15 protein-coding genes are annotated in these 16194 nt (G+C 64.4%); 5 read left to right on the top strand and 10 right to left on the bottom strand.

What is annotated here, in order from left to right; genetic code table 11:
* Positions 1–3 precede the first annotated feature (3 nt).
* Together nirD and nirB are read right to left on the bottom strand one after the other, a co-directional pair.
* Positions 4–333, bottom strand: a complete 330-nt coding sequence (gene nirD, locus ACE10X_RS26090; protein ID WP_038383131.1) for a nitrite reductase small subunit NirD — start codon at positions 331–333, stop codon at positions 4–6.
* Positions 330–2789, bottom strand: coding sequence for a nitrite reductase large subunit NirB (gene nirB, locus ACE10X_RS26095; protein ID WP_069275658.1), 2460 nt, complete (start codon positions 2787–2789; stop codon positions 330–332). Before nirB ends, nirD begins: the two co-directional genes overlap by 4 nt.
* 114 nt (positions 2790–2903) lie before the next feature.
* On the opposite strand from nirB, the gene ACE10X_RS26100 reads away from it, so the two are divergent.
* The 3 genes from ACE10X_RS26100 to ACE10X_RS26110 all read left to right on the top strand — a co-directional run bounded on the left by ACE10X_RS26100 (position 2904) and on the right by ACE10X_RS26110 (position 6423).
* The gene (locus ACE10X_RS26100; protein WP_157787884.1) at positions 2904–3092 is read left to right on the top strand and encodes a hypothetical protein; all 189 of its coding nucleotides are present in this window, start codon (positions 2904–2906) and stop codon (positions 3090–3092) included.
* Positions 3093–3426: 334 nt separating this feature from the next.
* A complete protein-coding gene (locus ACE10X_RS26105; RefSeq protein ID WP_038383138.1) occupies positions 3427–4686 on the top strand; it encodes an MFS transporter in 1260 nt (419 codons plus the stop codon).
* A gap of 63 nt (positions 4687–4749) precedes the next feature.
* On the top strand, positions 4750–6423 hold the full coding sequence (locus ACE10X_RS26110) for a bifunctional protein-serine/threonine kinase/phosphatase (RefSeq protein ID WP_193375399.1): 1674 nt from the start codon (positions 4750–4752) through the stop codon (positions 6421–6423).
* A 273-nt stretch (positions 6424–6696) separates the two neighbouring features.
* Here the strand turns inward: ACE10X_RS26110 and ACE10X_RS26115 are convergent, their stop codons facing one another.
* The 4 genes from ACE10X_RS26115 to ACE10X_RS26130 all read right to left on the bottom strand — a co-directional run bounded on the left by ACE10X_RS26115 (position 6697) and on the right by ACE10X_RS26130 (position 10327).
* Entirely contained in the window at positions 6697–7323 is a 627-nt protein-coding gene (locus ACE10X_RS26115) for a hypothetical protein (RefSeq protein WP_063709654.1), read from the bottom strand.
* A complete protein-coding gene (locus ACE10X_RS26120; RefSeq protein ID WP_375764607.1) occupies positions 7320–7814 on the bottom strand; it encodes a c-type cytochrome in 495 nt (164 codons plus the stop codon). Before ACE10X_RS26120 ends, ACE10X_RS26115 begins: the two co-directional genes overlap by 4 nt.
* Before the next feature lie 134 nt (positions 7815–7948).
* Positions 7949–9721, bottom strand: a complete 1773-nt coding sequence (locus ACE10X_RS26125) for a PQQ-dependent dehydrogenase, methanol/ethanol family (protein ID WP_244435710.1) — start codon at positions 9719–9721, stop codon at positions 7949–7951.
* 135 nt (positions 9722–9856) lie between these two features.
* Positions 9857–10327: a copper chaperone PCu(A)C gene (locus ACE10X_RS26130; RefSeq protein ID WP_080583245.1), complete on the bottom strand. Its 471-nt coding sequence runs from the start codon at positions 10325–10327 to the stop codon at positions 9857–9859.
* A 127-nt stretch (positions 10328–10454) separates the two neighbouring features.
* Between ACE10X_RS26130 and ACE10X_RS26135 the strand changes: the two genes are divergently transcribed.
* The gene (locus ACE10X_RS26135; protein WP_304557802.1) at positions 10455–11450 is read left to right on the top strand and encodes a phosphotransferase; all 996 of its coding nucleotides are present in this window, start codon (positions 10455–10457) and stop codon (positions 11448–11450) included.
* A gap of 49 nt (positions 11451–11499) precedes the next feature.
* On the opposite strand, the gene ACE10X_RS26140 is transcribed toward ACE10X_RS26135, so the two are convergent.
* The 3 genes from ACE10X_RS26140 to ACE10X_RS26150 all read right to left on the bottom strand — a co-directional run bounded on the left by ACE10X_RS26140 (position 11500) and on the right by ACE10X_RS26150 (position 12870).
* Positions 11500–11712, bottom strand: coding sequence for a hypothetical protein (locus tag ACE10X_RS26140; RefSeq protein ID WP_244435711.1), 213 nt, complete (start codon positions 11710–11712; stop codon positions 11500–11502).
* A gap of 57 nt (positions 11713–11769) precedes the next feature.
* The gene (locus ACE10X_RS26145) at positions 11770–12225 is read right to left on the bottom strand and encodes a cupin domain-containing protein (RefSeq protein ID WP_038383141.1); all 456 of its coding nucleotides are present in this window, start codon (positions 12223–12225) and stop codon (positions 11770–11772) included.
* A gap of 87 nt (positions 12226–12312) precedes the next feature.
* Entirely contained in the window at positions 12313–12870 is a 558-nt protein-coding gene (locus ACE10X_RS26150) for a hypothetical protein (protein WP_038383142.1), read from the bottom strand.
* Between the two features lie 623 nt (positions 12871–13493).
* Between ACE10X_RS26150 and ACE10X_RS26155 the strand changes: the two genes are divergently transcribed.
* Complete coding sequence (locus tag ACE10X_RS26155) at positions 13494–15332, top strand: caspase family protein (RefSeq protein ID WP_051002836.1); 1839 nt, start codon at positions 13494–13496, stop codon at positions 15330–15332.
* A 208-nt stretch (positions 15333–15540) separates the two neighbouring features.
* Here ACE10X_RS26155 and ACE10X_RS26160 read toward each other — a convergent pair whose 3' ends face one another.
* On the bottom strand, positions 15541–16188 hold the full coding sequence (locus tag ACE10X_RS26160; protein WP_038383144.1) for a DUF4384 domain-containing protein: 648 nt from the start codon (positions 16186–16188) through the stop codon (positions 15541–15543).
* Positions 16189–16194 lie beyond the last annotated feature (6 nt).

Below are 16194 nucleotides of genomic sequence, written 5' to 3' on the forward strand. Positions count from 1 at the left end.
CGCTCAGCTCACCGCAGCCGCCTGCCGCACCGACAGCCAGACAACGCCGTTCTCGACCTTGGCCGGATGGGTATGGGTGCAGCCTTCGTCGGGCGCGACCGCCTGCCCGCTCGCCAGCTCGATGACGAAGTTATGCAGCGGACAAGTCACGCGCTTGTTGTGCACAATGCCCTGCGACAGCGGCCCGCCCCTGTGCGGGCAGCGGTCGTCGAGCGCGAACACCTCGTCGCTCTCGGTCCGGAACACCGCGATGTTGCCGCCCGGCGTGCGCACCACGCGCGAGCCGAGCCGCGGAATGTCGATCAATGCGCCGATTTCGATCCACTGGGTCATGCGAGCTCCAATTCGGCGAGAGGCGCGAACTCGTTGCGGTCGACGCCGCGGCTGGCACGCTCAGCCCACGGATCGGTCTGCGCGAACTGCTGCGAATAGGCAAAGCGGGCGAACAGCGCCTTGCGGTTCGCAACGTCATCGACCACCCGCTTCCTGATCTGCTCGAGACCGACGCGGTCGCACCATTTGTACATGCGCTCGAGATACCAGCCCTCCTCGCGGTAGAGCTGGGTCAGCGCCACGATCACCTCGAGGCATTCGTCCTCGGTCTCGACCTTGGTCAGGAACTCGGTGCCCTTGATGTGCAGTCCGGCGGCGCCGGCGAAATGGATCTCGTAACCGGAATCGACGCAGACCACGCCGACGTCCTTGCAGGTCGCCTCCGCGCAGTTGCGCGGGCAGCCGGAGACGCCGAGCTTGACCTTGGCCGGCGTCCACGAGCCCCACATGAACTTCTCGAGCTTGACGCCGAGGCCGGTGGAATCCTGGGTGCCGAAGCGGCACCACTCCGAGCCGACGCAGGTCTTCACCGTGCGCAGGCCCTTGGCGTAGGCGTGGCCCGACACCATGCCGGCGTCGTTGAGGTCGGCCCACACCGCCGGCAGATCCTCCTTCTTGACGCCGAGCAGGTCGATGCGCTGGCCGCCGGTGACCTTCACCGTCGGGATGTTGAACTTCTCGGCGACGTCGGCGATCGCGCGCAGCTCGCTCGGCGTCGTGACGCCGCCCCACATCCGCGGCACCACCGAATAGGTGCCGTCCTTCTGGATGTTGGCGTGGACGCGCTCGTTGATGAAGCGCGACTGCTGGTCGTCGCGGTATTCGCCGGGCCAGGTCGCAAGCAGATAGTAATTCAGCGCCGGACGGCAGGAGTGGCAGCCGTTCAGCGTCTTCCACTCCATGAAGCGCATGACCGCGGGAATGGTCTTGAGCTGCTGCTCGACGATCACGCGGCGAACGTCGTCGTGGCTGTGATCGGTGCATTTGCACAGCGGCTTGACCTTCGGCGCCGCCGAATAGTCGCCGCCGAGCGTGAACGCCAGCACCTGCTCGACGAGGCCGGTGCAGGACCCGCAGGACGACGACGCCTTGGTATGGGCGCGGACATCGTCGAGCGTGAACAGCTTCTTCTCGCTGATCGCCTTGACGATGGCACCCTTGCAGACGCCGTTGCAGCCGCAGATCTCGGTCTCGTCGCTCATCGCGGCAACCGAGCTCTGGCCGCTGACGCCGCCATCGCCGAGATTGGCGGCGCCGAACACCAGGCGCTCGCGCATATGCGAGACGTCGGTGCCGTCACGCAGGTGCTGGAAGTACCAGGGGCCGTCGATGGTGTCGCCATAAAGCACGGCGCCGACGATCTTCTTGTCCTTCAGGATGATGCGCTTGTAGACGCCGCGGTTGGCGTCCTGCAGCACGATCTCCTCCTTGTCCGGCCCCGGCGCGAAGTCGCCGGCGGAGAACAGGTCGATGCCGGTGACCTTCAGCTTGGTCGAGGTGACCGAGCCGTCATAGGTGGCAAAACCCTTCATGGCGAGGTGGTTGGCGCAGACCTTGGCCTGGTCGAACAGCGGCGCGACGAGACCGTAGGTCTGGCGGCGGTGCTGCACGCACTCGCCGACCGCGTAGATGCGGCCGTCATAGGTCTGCATGGTGTCGGAGACGACGATGCCGCGCTCGCAATAGAGCCCGGCCTTCTTGGCGAGCTCGAAATTCGGGCGGATGCCGACCGCCATCACCACGAGATCGGCCGGCAGCTCGGTGCCGTCGCCGAAGCGTACGCCGGTGACGCGGTCCTCGCCCAGGATCGCCTGGGTCTGTGCCGGCATCTTGAACACCATGCCGCGCTCTTCCAGCGACTTGCGCAGCAGTCCGCCGGCCACCGGATCGAGCTGGCGCTCCATCAAGGTGTCGAGCAGATGCACGACCGTGACGTTCATGCCGCGCTTCATCAGCCCGTTGGCGGCCTCGAGGCCCAACAGGCCGCCGCCGATCACGACCGCATTGCGGTAGTCGGTCGAGGCCTTGATCATGCGATCGACGTCATAGATGTCGCGGAAGCCGATCACGCCCGGCAGGTCCTTGCCCGGCAGCGGCAGCATGATCGGATTTGAGCCCGTCGCGATCAAGAGGCGGTCATAGGGCACGCGCTCGCCGGCTTCGGTGACAACCTCGCAGGTGCGACGGTCGATCATGGTGACCGTCTCGCCCTTGCGCAGCGTGATGTTGTTGTCCTCGTACCAGTCGACGGTGTTGAGCATGATGTCGTCGACGGTCTTCTCGCCGGCGAGCACCGGCGACAGCAGGATGCGGTTGTAATTGCCGTAGGGCTCGGAGCCGAACACCGTGATGTCGTAGAGATCGGGCGCGCGCTCCAGCAGCGCCTCGACCGTCCGGATGCCGGCCATCCCGTTGCCGATCACCACGAGCTTCTGCTTGGTCACTTTGTCGAGCATGGTCTGCCTTTCAATTCCGACGGCGCTGCGCAGCGACGCGGCGTGCGTCGTTGATGGGCACCGATAAAGGTTTGGAGTTGTAGGAAGCCCAGCCGCGGGCGCAGACCGTCTTCGATGACGACCGATGTTCCGTTATTGATTGGCATTCAAAACGCGTGCCAACTCGTGGCGGGCGAATCCGGCTGCAAAATCAACAGGTTTCGGGCCGACCAAAATCCGCTGGGTCGCCAGCCGCGCCGACAGCCGGCCGAAATTTTAGCCACGCCGATGATCTCTTGTGCATCACAGCATCGCCGGCCGTGATGGCGATCGCGAAGTCGCATTTGATGCGCGATCGCGCGGGCTTGGCGCATCGCACAAAAAAGCACCAGCGTGCGCGTTTGCGCGGCGGCGCTTGCCGCAAGCTACGCCACGTGCGGCCGCGGAACGCTGTTCGCGATTGCGCGGCAACGTCTTGCGACTGCACGGCAAAGCGACGCGACCTGATCGATGGCACGGTAATTGCTGACCACAGCTGTTGACGGAGTGCGTCTCAACGACGAGCGCACTCAGCATTCACCCACATTCCATTTGTCTGCGCTTGAGACGGCCGCGCTCTGTGCGGCTGCCTCCGCCGCATCAACGCGAGATGCTTGCGATGAAGCTAGCCGAGTTCAAGAAGGCAGGTCACTGGCCGACACTGCTTGCCGCGTTCCTGTACTTCGACATCAGTTTCATGGCGTGGGTCGCGCTTGGACCGCTGATCGTCTACATCGCGCGCGACATGAATCTGGCGGTGAACGAAAAGTTCACCCTCGTTGCTATTCCCGTGCTCGCCGGCGCGCTGCTGCGCGTGCCGATGGGCATTCTCGCCGACATCATCGGCGCCAAGCGCACCGGCATCATCGCCCAGCTCGTCGTGATCGCCGCGACCGCGGCGGTGTGGCATTTCGGGCTGACCAGCAAGCTCGCGATCGAACTGTTCGGGCTGGCGCTCGGCGTCGGCGGCGCCTCGTTCGCGGTCGCCCTGCCCCAGGCGAGCCGCTGGTATCCGCCGCAATATCAGGGCGTGGTGATGGGGATTGCCGGCGCCGGCAATATGGGCGTCGTGCTCGACACCCTGCTTGCGCCGACCATTGCCGAGCATTGGGGCTGGCAGGCCGTGTTCGGCTGCCTCCTGATTCCGATGCTGATGGTGCTCGCCTATTACGCGTTCGCAGCCAAGGACGCGCCGGGCGAACGCAAGAGGGTCTCGCTCAAGGCCTACGGCGCACTACTGAAGGATTCCGACAGCCGCTGGTTCATGTTCTTCTACTTCATCACCTTCGGCGGCTTCGTCGGCCTCGCCAATGCGCTGCCGCTCTATTTCACCGTGCAGTATCATGTCTCCGGCGTCGCGGCGGGCATGCTGGTCGCGCTGATCGTCGCGTTCGGCTCGGGATTCCGTCCCGTCGGCGGCATGATCGCCGACCGCATCGGCGGCATTCGCTCGCTGTCGATCCTGTTCGGCGTCGTGGTCGCCGCCTATCTCGTCATCGCCTTCATGCCGGAGGGCCCGACCGCGCCGACGCAGGCCGGCTGGGCGTTGACCGAACTGCCGCGCATTGCCTGGATCTCGGTGCTGCTGTTCTCGATCGGCGTGCTGGCGCTCGGCATGGGCAACGGCGCGGTGTTCCAGCTGATCCCGCTGCGCTTCCGTCACGAGATCGGCCTGATGACCGGGCTGGTCGGCTGCGCCGGCGGCATCGGCGGCTTCTTCCTTGCCCAGACGCTCGGCTTCGCCAAGGGCATGACCGGCGGATTCGGGGCGGGCTTCCTGTTCTTCGGCGGGCTGGCGTTGCTTGGCTTCATCGGACTTGCCATGGTCAAGGTCCGCTGGCGCACCACCTGGGGCGCGGTGTCGGGAGCGCGCGTCTGAGGACTCCGCTCCGCAACGTGACGGGGCTCGGACGTGGCGAACGGTTCGCAACGGGACTTGGGGGTGCGCGTCGGCTTCGCCAGCGAGACCGGCAAGCGCGCCGCCAATGAGGACTATGTCGCGGCCTGCCTCGGCCAGCCGGGCGCGGTTCACCGCGACGTCGTCGCCGCGGTCGCCGACGGCGTCGGCGGCCACAAGGGCGGACGCGAGGCCGCGGAGGTCGCGGTCCGCAGCTTCATCGACGCCTATTATTCGCTGCCCGAGACGCTCGGCGTCCGCCGCCGCGCCGCGCGGGCGCTGGAAGCGGCCAACAGCTGGATCTACGGCCAGGGCCGCGTCGACGCCGCGCGCAGCGGCATGGCCTGCGCGTTCTCCTCGATCATTCTGTCACGGCGGCAATGTCATGTGATCCATATCGGCGACACCCGTGCCTATCGCTTGAGCGACGGCCGGCTGGAACGCCTGACGCTGGACCACATCGCCGGCCGCGGCGACCTCGCCCACATGCTGAACCGGGCCATCGGTTTCGAGGAATTCGCCCGCTTCGACTACACGTCCCTCGGGCTCCGGCAGCACGACCGTCTCCTGATCTGCAGCGACGGGGTTCACGGCGCGCTCGGCGATTTGCGCCTCCAGCAATTGCTGGAGGAACGCACGCCACCCGACGAGTCCGCGCGCACCATCGTCGATGCCGCCCTCGCGGCCGGCAGCAGCGACAACACGACGGCGCTGGTGCTCGACGTCGTCGACCTGCCGCCGGCGGATCGCGACGATCTTACCCACGCGATCGCGACGCTGCCGATTCTCGACCTGCCGGTGACCGGCGACACGATCGACGATTTCAGCCTCGGCGACGTCTTGTCCGACGGACGCTACAGCCGCCTGTTCAAGGCGACCGACAAGCGCGCCGGCCGCGAGGTGGTGCTGAAGTTTCCACATCCGCGGGTCGCGAGCGAAGGCTCCTACCGCCTCGCCTTCGTGCGCGAGGCCTGGGTCGCCGCGCGTGTGCGCAGCCTCTGGATCGGCGAGATCATCGAGGTGCCGGCGGAGCGGCAGACCAGGCTCTATTCGGCGATGCCGCTCTACGAGGGCGAAACGCTGGAGCAGCGACTCAACCGCGCGCCGCGGCTGTCGCTCACCGAGGGTATCGCGATTGCAACCAAGCTGGTGCGCGCGGTCACCGCGCTGCACCGCGCCGGCATCATCCATCGCGACATCAAGCCCGACAACGTGATCCTATTGAAGGACGGCGGGTTGCGCCTTGTCGATCTCGGCGTCGCGCGGGTGCCGCTGCTCGAGGATTTTCCCGCCGAGGACATTCCGGGCACCGCGAGCTACATGGCGCCGGAGCTGTTCGGCGGCAAGGCCGGCGACGAGGCCTCCGACCTGTTCGCGCTCGGCGTCACAGTCTACCGCATGTTCACCGCGAACTATCCGTTCGGCGAGATCGAGCCGTTCTCGCGGCCGCGCTTCGGCAAGCCGGCGCCGCTGTCGCGCTACCGGCCGGACCTGCCGGCCTGGCTCGACGCGGTGATCGGCAAGGCGCTCAGCGTCGACCCGGCGCAACGCTTCGGCGATGCCATCGAGTTCGCGCACGAACTGGAAAACGGTGCGACCTGGGCCGGCCCCGCCGTCACCACACGCAAATCGCTGCACGACCGCGATCCAGTGACCTTCTGGAAGGTGCTGTGCGCGATCCTGGCCCTGATCGTCGTCGTGCTGCTGGCGCGGCATTAAGCATTGATGAGATCAAGTTGAAGACCGCCTGTACTCCCTCTCCCCGTTCTTACGGGGTCGAGACAAGCGAAGCTTGCTCTTAGAGGGTTGGGGTGAGGGGCTGTCTCCGCGCATTCGGTGATAGCTGTGTTTGCGGAGGCTCCCCCTCACCCGGAACGCATCTAACGATGCGTCATAGCCAAAGCTCTGGCTTCGGCGTTCTTGAGAACGGCCGCCGAAGGCGGCCTATGCCTCTCCCCGCACGCGGGGGCGAGGTGAAGCGGAATTCGCAGCCTAAGACCCGGCACGGCGGATCGTGATCCGGGTCTCGTCGGTCATGTCCTTGAGCTCCTTGTTCGGCTCGCGATAGAGATGACGCTCGATCTCGACTGTACGGCCGTCGATGGTCTTGGTGCATTTCTCGTCGACAAATACGCCGCCGACCTCCTGCTTGTCGGCGCCCGGCTGTGCCTTCGAACAGGTCCAACCGTCCTCGCCATAGCGCGACCTCGCCTGCAGGCCGAGCAGGAAGGCCTTCTTGCGCAGATAGAGCCGCGCCTTCGGATCGGTCTCGATCATCAGCGCCGCGATCTTGGCGTCCTTGTCGATCATGACGGTGAGGATCGCGGGATGGCCGCCGACCATGGTGCCTTCCCGCCCGCTCTCGCGATCATACTCGAAGCGGATACCGCGCAGCTGGTCCGGTCCGGCCTGGCACGCCTGCCACTGCGCCCAATCAGCCAATCTGTGGGTCTTCTCCCCAACGCAGGTCAGGTTGATGTAGCCCGCGTCCGGCACGCTGCTGATCGCCATTCCGACGCTGATGTCGCGCAGGTCTCCCGCGGTCGCCATCGCCGGCACCGCTGCCGTGACGGTGACAGCGAAGACCAAGCCACGGATTGCCGATCCTTGCTTGCTCATGGCTTTTCCTTCTCGCTCTGGTCGGACGGCGCGGCGGCGTGGCCGGCCTCCTTGTAGATGTTGCAGACCCGCGAGCCATCGCCGAAGAACACGATGCATTCATCGTAGGTCGGCTCGCCCTTGCCCTTGACGCGGGCGAGTACGTAATCGGCGACGGCCTCGATCTCGTTCGGCCGCAGGAACACATTCGCCTCGGGCGGCATGCGGTCCGCGACGTCCTGCCGGGTCATCTCGTAGCATTTCGTGGTGTCGTAGGAGCCGCGCACGAAGAACGGCATGCCGGTGCCCGGCCGGCCGCACGTCACGGTCTCGATGATCTGCTCGCGGGTCAGCTCAGTCTTGCGCAGCGACAGCGCGTCGCCGCCATAGCCGCCGCCGCCATTGCCATGCCATTTGTGGCAGCCGACGCAATTGCCGCGCTTGAACACCGCCTTGCCCGCATCGGTCGGGTCGCTCGCCGACTGCGCCTGCGCGGTACCGATAAATCCCATCACCAGCGCGCAGCCGAGCCACGCGCCAATCAGCGATATTTTTTTCATTTGTCTTGTTTCTTGTCTTTTTTCTTGTCTTTCTCGGCCAAATCGACGCGGGAGGCCTCGGTGAGAGGCCTCCCGCGCTTGCGACGTCAAAGGGCGAACACGTAGAGCATCGAGCCCGGCTGCATCCGCTTCAGCTCGGGCGTCGCATCGATGAACCACTTGTCCCAGGCACCGCCGAGGCCGACCAGGATCGCCACGTACTGCTTGCCGTCCACCGAGAACGTCATCGGGGGCGCGTTGACGCCGCCGCCGGTGTTGAACTGCCAGAGCTGCTGCAGCGATTTCGCGTCATAGGCGATCACCTCGCCGGACGGCTGTCCGGAGAACACGAGGTCGGGCGTTGCCAGAATGCCGCCGAGGTTCGGGAATTCGGTCTCTGCCTTCCCTGCCACCTTGCCGGTGGTGACGTCGATCGCGGTGACGCTGCCGGTGATCTTGACCGGCTGGCTCGGTCCGCCGCCCGTGAAGAACTCGCGCTTCTTCAACTTGTCCGGCGTCGTCTCCTCGACCGTGATCCGGTTGCAGCTCTCGATCACCGGGATGTACCAGAGCTTCAGGTTCGGATTATACGCGGTCGGCGGCCAGTTCTTGCCGCCCATGTTGCCGGGGCAGATGTCCGTCACCTTGTTGGTGCGGCTTGGCGTCACCGCCGCGTTGTAGCGCTGCACGCCCTGCTTCGGATCATACTCCACCGGCTTGCCGGATTCGGGATCGAGACCCTTGGTCCAGGTCACCTTCTTGACGAACGGCAGACCCCAGATGAACTTGCCGCTGTTGCGGTCGATCGCATAGGCAAAGCCGTTGCGGTCGGCCTCGAGCGCGAGCTTCTGCGTCGTGTTGTTCGGACCGGGGACGTCGACCAGCACGTTCTCCGCCACGCTGTCATAGTCGTAGGGATCGTTCGGCGTGTGCTGGTAGTGCCACTTGATCTTGCCGGTGTCGGCATCGAGACCAAGCGAGGAGTCGGTGTAGAGGTTGTCGCCGGGCCGATATTCGTTGTCCCAGTCCGGTCCGGGATTGCCGACGCCCCAGACGATGGTATTGGTCGAGGGGTCGAAGCTGCCGGTGACCCAGGTCGATCCGCCGCCGCTCGCCTTGGCGTCCTTGTCGTCCTTCCAGGTCTCGTGACCCGCCTCGTCCTTGCCCGGGATGGTGTGGGTGCGCCACACTTCCTTCTGGCTCTTCAGGTCGGTCGCGGCGATCCAGCCGCGAATGCCGTATTCGGCGCCGGCCACGCCCGTGATCGCCATGTCCTTGACGATCAGCGGTGCGCCGGTGATCACCTCGCCCTTGTCGGGATCGGCGACCTGGCGCTGCCAGGCGACCTGCCCGGTCTCCTTGTTGGTCGCGATCAGGCGGCCGTCGAGCGTGTGCGAGACGACGAGGTTGCCCCACAATGCGACGCCGCGGTTGTCGACGCCGCAGCAGGCGACCGCGCCGGCCCAGTCATGGTCGGTCTTCGGGTCCATCTTCCAGAGCAGCACGCCTTTGCCGCCATGCGCATCGATCTTGTAGACCGAACCCCAGCCGTCGGTGACGTACATGAATCCGTTCTCGACGATCGGCGTTCCCTCCAGGCCGCCATGCGACCAGATTCCGCCGCCCTCGACGCCGCCGAGATGCATGGTCCAAGCGACCTTCAGGTTCTTGACGTTGTCCTTGTTGATATCGGCCAGCGACGAGAAGCGCGTCGCCGAATAGTTCTTGTGGTGGTGCAGCCAGTTGCCTGCTTCCTTGTCAGCATTGAGCAGACGGTCCTGATTGACATCGTCGGCGAGCGCGAAAGAGCCCGCGAAGGTCGCTGCGGATGCTACTGCCGCGGCGAGCATATGCGACTTCACCCAATTCAGCCTTGTCATGAGTTCATTTCCTCCGGATCTAGCATTCTTCATTGATCGAACCGCCCGTCATGCACGGGCGGTCACGCGAGAAGCCTTGAGTCCCGGCGCGTGGCTGTGCGCCACCCGCCGCCTTCTTGAGTCACTTATGTGAGGTCACTTCTGGACCTGTACCTCCGTCTCGATGGTGCCTGCTTTCTGAAAAACGATCGCGCATTTGAAGGTCTCGCCCGGCGTGAGCGCCTGACGCATCTGCAGCAGCATGACGTGATAACCGTCACGCTTCAGCTCGAGCATTGCCTTTGCCGGCACTGGTATATTGGATATCGAGCGCATCGCTGGTGCGCCCTCGCCGCGATCCACAGTATGACGCTCGGAAAAATTCGCAACCGGGCAGCGGACACGAAGCAGCGCATCGGCGCTGTCGGCCTCGTTCTTGATCGTCATCGTCAACGGAAGGTCCCCGCCCGCTTTGTCGACCGCCGGCACGCGCGCGTCCACAATTTGCAGGGACTCGTTCGCGGCGGCGTTATGCACCACTCCGAACGTGCTGATCAGGCAGAATAATGGCAACGCGATCCATGATCGGCACGCAACGGCGCAATGCAACCCCCGCTCGAACGACATCAAGTTCTCTCCCAACATGATTTTTGCAGCATTGTTTCACGCTTCGTCGTGCGCTGCCAGCAATAGATCGCGAACGCTCCATCAATGCGATTTCGGCACGCATGGCGGCCATGCTAACTTCTTGCGCATGAGTGCTCTCGATAAACTTCCGCCGATAGAGCGCGACGCAGCACATGCCGCACTGCGTCAGGTGATCGGCACCGCGGCGATCGACGCCGTCACGTCCGTCTCGGGCGGCGCAACGTCGGCGCAATTGTTCCGGATCGATGCAGGCGGCGAGAATTATTTGCTCCGAATCGAAGGAATGCCGAGCCCGCTGCGCAATCCGTTTCAGTATGTGTCGCTCAGGATCGCCGCCGAGGCGGGCATCGCGCCGCGACTCCATTATGTCGACGAGGCCTCGCGCGTCGCGGTGATGGATTTCGTGCAGCGGCAGCCGCTCGGCCGCTATCCCGGCGGCCTGGCGGCGCTGGCGAAGGCGCTCGGCGAATTGCTGGCGCGCCTGCAGGCGACGCCGACCTTTCCCGCTTTCGTGCGCTACCCCGACATCGTGGCCCGGCTCTGGGCCCATGTCGGCCGCACCGGCCTGTTCGCGCCCGGCGTGCTCGAGCGCTGCAACGAGCATCTCGCGCGCATCCGCGCGGCCTATGCCTGGGACGAGGCCAACTCGGTGTCGAGCCACAACGACTCGCTCCCCGCCAACATCCTGCTCGACGGCAACAGGCTCTGGATGATCGACTGGGAATCCGCCTATCGCACCGATCCGCTGGTCGACCTTGCGATTGTCGGCGACAGCCTGGCGCGCACGCCGGAGCTGGAAAACATCCTGCATCGTGCCTGGCTCGGCCGCCCGCTCGACGAGGCGCTGCGCGCACGGCTCGCACATGTCCGCGCGCTCACCCGGCTCTACTACGCCGGCGTGCTGCTCAGCGCATCGGCGACGGCGCCGCGCGCCACACCCGACACGAGCCTCGCGGCACCGACGCTTGCCGAGCTCGCAGAGGCTACACGCGCCGGCCGGCTCAAGGCCGGCACGCCGGCGGCCAAGCACGTGCTGGGCAAGATGTTCGTCGCCGCGTTCCTGACCGAGGTCGCGACGCCCGGCTTCGATCTTTCGGTCTGACGTTCACCCCGGCGGATTGAACGTCGACGGAAACAACTGCGGCGCAGCATCACTGCGGCACCGGATGCAGCCTTGCGAGCTGGTCGAGCGACAATTCGGCCTCGCGATCGCTCAGGGGAAAACGCACAATGACGTCCTGACGCGCCAGCTGACCCCACAGCGCGTCCGACGACCATTTCTGCGGCTCCGGTCCGCGCGGACCGTCGACCCAGATGAAATACCATTCCGCCATCGACGCGACCAAAGCTCCTCGCCGGAACATTGGTCCTTCGCCGGCCAATCCGCAACGCCCGATTTCGGGCGCGGCGCGGCAGGTGGGCTATTCGTACGGCGTGCCGTCCTTGTGCAGGAAGCGGCCGTCGGAGCTCGGGCTCATCATGTCGATGTCCGAGCAGGTGATGACGTCGGCGCGCGAGCGCGAGCCGACCTCGAGATAGGTCGCCGTCATCTGCGACCTGTTGATCAGATGATGCCCGTTGCCGGAGTTTTTCGGAAACGCCGCGCAATCGCCAGCCCGCAGCACCGTCTCGCCGCCGTCTTCCACCAGCACCACTTCGCCCGCGAGCACATAGACGAACTCGTCCTCATCCGAATGCCAGTGGCGCTGGCTCGACCAGTTGCCGGGCGGCAGCCGCATCAGGTTGACGCCGAAGTCGGCGAGCCCGCCGGCATCGCCGAGACGCTGCCGCACCCGCTCGGCGCACGGCGCGGCGAACTCCGCCGGATAACCGGCCCCCTTGCGTTCCGGCACGTTTGCAAGGTCGATCTTGGGCATGGCGTCTCTCCGGCGGTTGGCGGGCGAACAAGCGATCGGGCCGGCGGTAATCCGTTTCATGGAAGGCGGCAGCAAGAGGTTCCGAGATCAGCCGCCAAATCGCTTCACCAGTTTTGAACTTCTGGCCGTGCTGATCTGCTGACCGGTCAAATCGCTTCCCACGCTCAATCCCTTCGTCATCAAGTTGCTGCGCAGGGCGGCCTGCTTCTCATCGGCGTAATCTACGTCGACGTGGTCGAGACTCATCAAATGCCCAAGTTCATGGGCCCACGCGCGTCCGTTGGCAAAATCATTGCCATACCATTGGACAAAGCTTGCCGGCTCGGGATCGCTATGAAGGTATGAGCTGCCACCGGCCGAGAGATTGACAATCGGGTTGACGAGATAAATGTGGACGGCGTTGTCGGGAGCATGCCGGAGACTGAGAACATCCAGCACGCGCTGGTCATTGTTCCGCGCGCTCTTCGCCATATCGAGCGGTTTATCTTCCACGTAATCATTGATCACGAACGCGATCTTGGCCTTCGCCCAGATCTTATTGACCACATCCAGCGCCTTCTTGGCGGCCTCGCCACTCCATTTTTGAGGCTCGGCGACACCCTTCTCGGCAAATGGCGTAATGTAGATTTTCAGCGGAATAGACATGTGCGTCTCCAACGCTAGAGATTTCCACGACACCTGCGGTGGGCGTCCACGCGTCGACGTCCGGATCCCGAGGACGCAGATTTCGATTCTTTCGGGACTCGCACGTCTCAGCTCGAGCGGATCGGCGTTGCTTCCAGATAGACGCAGTTCGCACTCCTATGGAAGAGGCCCGCGGCGCGGCAAACAGTCGAAACGAGCCGGCTGAACCTTGTCGACGCCACCGAGACTGACGACGCGGCCGCCACACCCTGACGATCCGCGCGAGCATCGCTTGAGCATGCGGGTCAATTCCGAGATCACTATCGAGAGATGGAACTTCGCTTGGCGAAGCCACCCGGATGGCGGCACTGCCAGCTATTGCGGCGCCAAAGATAAAAAGAAGCCATTTCAATACCTTACAGGTCAGCTGACATTTGTTCGGCCGTCCGCCACCGGCCCTACACGCTTCGGTGTATCCTTGAACATTCTCGCTTCCCCAAGCGACAACATCAGGAATGGATTGGACTCAGGATTGTTACTGTACGGAGGTATGCCGGCGCTCGTAACGCTTGACGCAGTGGAGTTTGCGCGCGGCCACCTTCGATAAAGCTGCCGTTGTTTCGAGCCGATTTTGGACGTTCGCCATGCGCTACACGCTCCTCCGAGTTCTTGTTGTTCTTGCTGCTTCAGTTCTCCTGGCGTCTCAGCCAGCCTGGGCAACGAAGCGGGTGGCTTTGGTGGTCGGAAACTCGAACTATCAAAATGCGCCATTGCTTCCAAATCCTGCCAATGATGCCACCGCTATCGGCGCGACCTTGAAGGGCGCCGGGTTCGATTTGGTGGAGTCCCGGCTGAACCTGACCTCGAGCGACATGCGGCGGGCACTGAGGGATTTCGCCGATCAAGCTCGCGATGCAGACATCGCCATCGTCTACTATGCAGGTCACGGAATCGAGATCGACGGGACGAATTACCTGATCCCGACGGATGCCAGGCTTGAACGCGACACTGATATCTATGACGAGGCCTTCTCGCTCGATCGTGTCCTGCTGGCCATCGAGCCCGCGAAACAGCTCCGCGTCGTGATCGTCGACGCCTGTCGCAACAATCCATTCGCCGACACGATGAAACGAACCGTCGCTTCGCGCGCGATCAGCCGCGGGCTCGCCCGGGTAGAACCCGCCGTATCCAATACGCTGATCGCATTTGCGGCCAAAGCCGGACTGACCGCGCTTGACGGCAACAGCACGAACAGTCCCTACGCGACGGCGCTGGTGAAATATATCGCGAAGCCTGGACTGGACCTGCGCAGGGCTTTCGGCTTCGTCCGCGATGATGTCTTGCAAGCCACGGGTAATCGACAGGAGCCCTACGTTTACGGATCGCTGGGCGGTGAGGACGTTGCGCTCGTACCAAAGGCAGAGGAACCGGCGCCGCCGCCGGCTAACGCCTCGTCGGAGATTCGTCGCGACTACGAATTGGCCCTGCAACTGGGTAACAAGGCCGCCATGAGCGCGTTCCTCGCCCAGCATCCCGACGGCTATTACGCAAATCTGGCCAAGCTTCAGCTCAATCAGATCGACGCGGAGGACGCGCGCGTCACCGCGACCAGGAAAGCGCAGGAAGCGGAGCAGCAGAAGGCTCGGCTTGCGTCCGAAGGTGCCCAGCGAGCGGAGCAGGAAAAGGCGGCCGCAGATTTCAAGGCTGCGGAGGATGCCCGCATCGCGGCAGAAAGAACAAAGCAGGCAGCGCAGGACCAAGCTGCTGAGGCTGAACGGAAGCGGACCGCATCCCAAACCTCAACGGTCGCCATGCTTTCCGCGAACGGACCCGCGCCCGACAGCGCCAGGCCGAATAATATTGCAACCGCTACCCCATCGCAGAACAGCGAGGGCGCGAAGGTTGCCGCCCTGAACACGGCGCCGCCGCAGGAGGATCTTGCCAAATCGGTGCAGAGCGAGTTGAGCCGGGTTGGCTGTTTCACGGGCTCCATCGACGGTGAGTGGAACGCGGCCTCGCGTCGCTCCCTGACCCTGTTCAACCGGCACGCCGGAACCAAATTTGACGTCAAGCTTGCAAGCCTCGATGCGCTCGATGCGATCAAGCTGAAGCCGGCCCGGGTTTGCCCGCTGATCTGCGAACACGGCTACAAAGCCGACGGCGACCAGTGCCGCAAGATCACCTGCGCCGAAGGCTCGTTCCTGAACGAGGACAACGAATGCGAGAAGCGGCGCGGGAAAAAGCCGGTGGCGAAGCGCAACACGGATGAGCGGCCGTCGCGCGCCGATCGTCCGGTCCGCGAGAGGCCCGAGCCGCAAGCCGACGTTCCCCGACGACAGGCGACGGCCAGACCCTCGGGTGGCAGCGGCCAGATCGTGTGTGATGCTTATCTATGCCGCCCGGTCCGCCGCGGGTGTCATCTCGATTACCGTGGCGGCGGAGGTCCCGGCGGCGGTACCGGCAATGTCGAGGTCTGCAACTAGGACGGCATGCACGGCGGCGCGCTCGAGATCGTGTACGGGCCGCCGTCTCCTCCCCGCAATCGGCAATGCCGGGGGCAAGGGAGCCAAACCGCAGGGCCCTGCACGCAAGACGCCGGACAGCAGCCTCGGCCACAAGAATATTCACCACATGATCGCGCCGGACGGTCTCCTCAACCGCCCGGGTGGCCGTAGCAACGCGATCGCTGACCTACTTGATGGAGTATGATTTGATGTCGAACGACCAATTGTTCGGCAACAGTCTTCCGCCGCCGCTGTCCGGTATCCGCAGCTGACTGGTCCAATCCGACAGATAGCTCAACGTGTCGGCCGGCCCCTGAAGCTTGCGCTGAACGTCCGGCAAATCGAGCAATTGCACACGTCGCTCGCTCAGGATCGCAACGATCACAGCGGACCCGGCCGGCGGCGCGACGACATACTCAAATCCACGCTCCTGTGCCGCCGGCGTCGGAACAATGAATTGGACACCAGGCTTCACAAGATTCATGTCGGGTCCGACCGACTGCGCCAATAGCTCGGCAGTCGGGAAGATCTGGGACATCCGCCCTTCCGCATCCACATCCACCAACATCAGATAGCCGGGCTTCCTGGCGGTTACGCCGAATGACACCTTGCCGCCAATGTTGACAGTTGGACCCGGCAGGATCTCAAGCGACACGCCGGCAGCATTTGCCGGGCCGCGCGGGGCCTGTACGCGCCAGAGCAACGGAGCATTCGTCGCACCTGCCGACGGAGAGGCCGATGGCGGCGGCGCCGCGAACGCGACGCCGCTTCCCGCCAGCAACAGCACGATCGCGAACCCTGATTGCTTCCGGGAAACCAGTTTCGCTGGCGACATGACCCG

This window comes from Bradyrhizobium sp. Pha-3, assembly GCF_042258325.1.
GTDB classification, from domain to species: domain Bacteria; phylum Pseudomonadota; class Alphaproteobacteria; order Rhizobiales; family Xanthobacteraceae; genus Bradyrhizobium; species Bradyrhizobium elkanii.

Excerpts from the sequence above, each read along its gene's own strand:
- nirB (WP_069275658.1), bottom strand. The coding sequence starts at position 2,789 with ATGCTCGACAAAGTGACCAAGCAGAAGCTCGTGGTGATCGGCAACGGG.
- nirD (WP_038383131.1), bottom strand. The coding sequence starts at position 333 with ATGACCCAGTGGATCGAAATCGGCGCATTGATCGACATTCCGCGGCTC.
- ACE10X_RS26150 (WP_038383142.1), bottom strand. The coding sequence starts at position 12,870 with ATGTCTATTCCGCTGAAAATCTACATTACGCCATTTGCCGAGAAGGGT.
- ACE10X_RS26135 (WP_304557802.1), top strand. The coding sequence starts at position 10,455 with ATGAGTGCTCTCGATAAACTTCCGCCGATAGAGCGCGACGCAGCACAT.
- ACE10X_RS26130 (WP_080583245.1), bottom strand. The coding sequence starts at position 10,327 with ATGTCGTTCGAGCGGGGGTTGCATTGCGCCGTTGCGTGCCGATCATGG.
- ACE10X_RS26125 (WP_244435710.1), bottom strand. The coding sequence starts at position 9,721 with ATGACAAGGCTGAATTGGGTGAAGTCGCATATGCTCGCCGCGGCAGTA.
- ACE10X_RS26155 (WP_051002836.1), top strand. The coding sequence starts at position 13,494 with ATGCGCTACACGCTCCTCCGAGTTCTTGTTGTTCTTGCTGCTTCAGTT.
- ACE10X_RS26115 (WP_063709654.1), bottom strand. The coding sequence starts at position 7,323 with ATGAGCAAGCAAGGATCGGCAATCCGTGGCTTGGTCTTCGCTGTCACC.
- ACE10X_RS26140 (WP_244435711.1), bottom strand. The coding sequence starts at position 11,712 with ATGTTCCGGCGAGGAGCTTTGGTCGCGTCGATGGCGGAATGGTATTTC.
- ACE10X_RS26100 (WP_157787884.1), top strand. The coding sequence starts at position 2,904 with ATGACGACCGATGTTCCGTTATTGATTGGCATTCAAAACGCGTGCCAA.
- ACE10X_RS26160 (WP_038383144.1), bottom strand. The coding sequence starts at position 16,188 with ATGTCGCCAGCGAAACTGGTTTCCCGGAAGCAATCAGGGTTCGCGATC.
- ACE10X_RS26105 (WP_038383138.1), top strand. The coding sequence starts at position 3,427 with ATGAAGCTAGCCGAGTTCAAGAAGGCAGGTCACTGGCCGACACTGCTT.
- ACE10X_RS26120 (WP_375764607.1), bottom strand. The coding sequence starts at position 7,814 with ATGGGATTTATCGGTACCGCGCAGGCGCAGTCGGCGAGCGACCCGACC.
- ACE10X_RS26145 (WP_038383141.1), bottom strand. The coding sequence starts at position 12,225 with ATGCCCAAGATCGACCTTGCAAACGTGCCGGAACGCAAGGGGGCCGGT.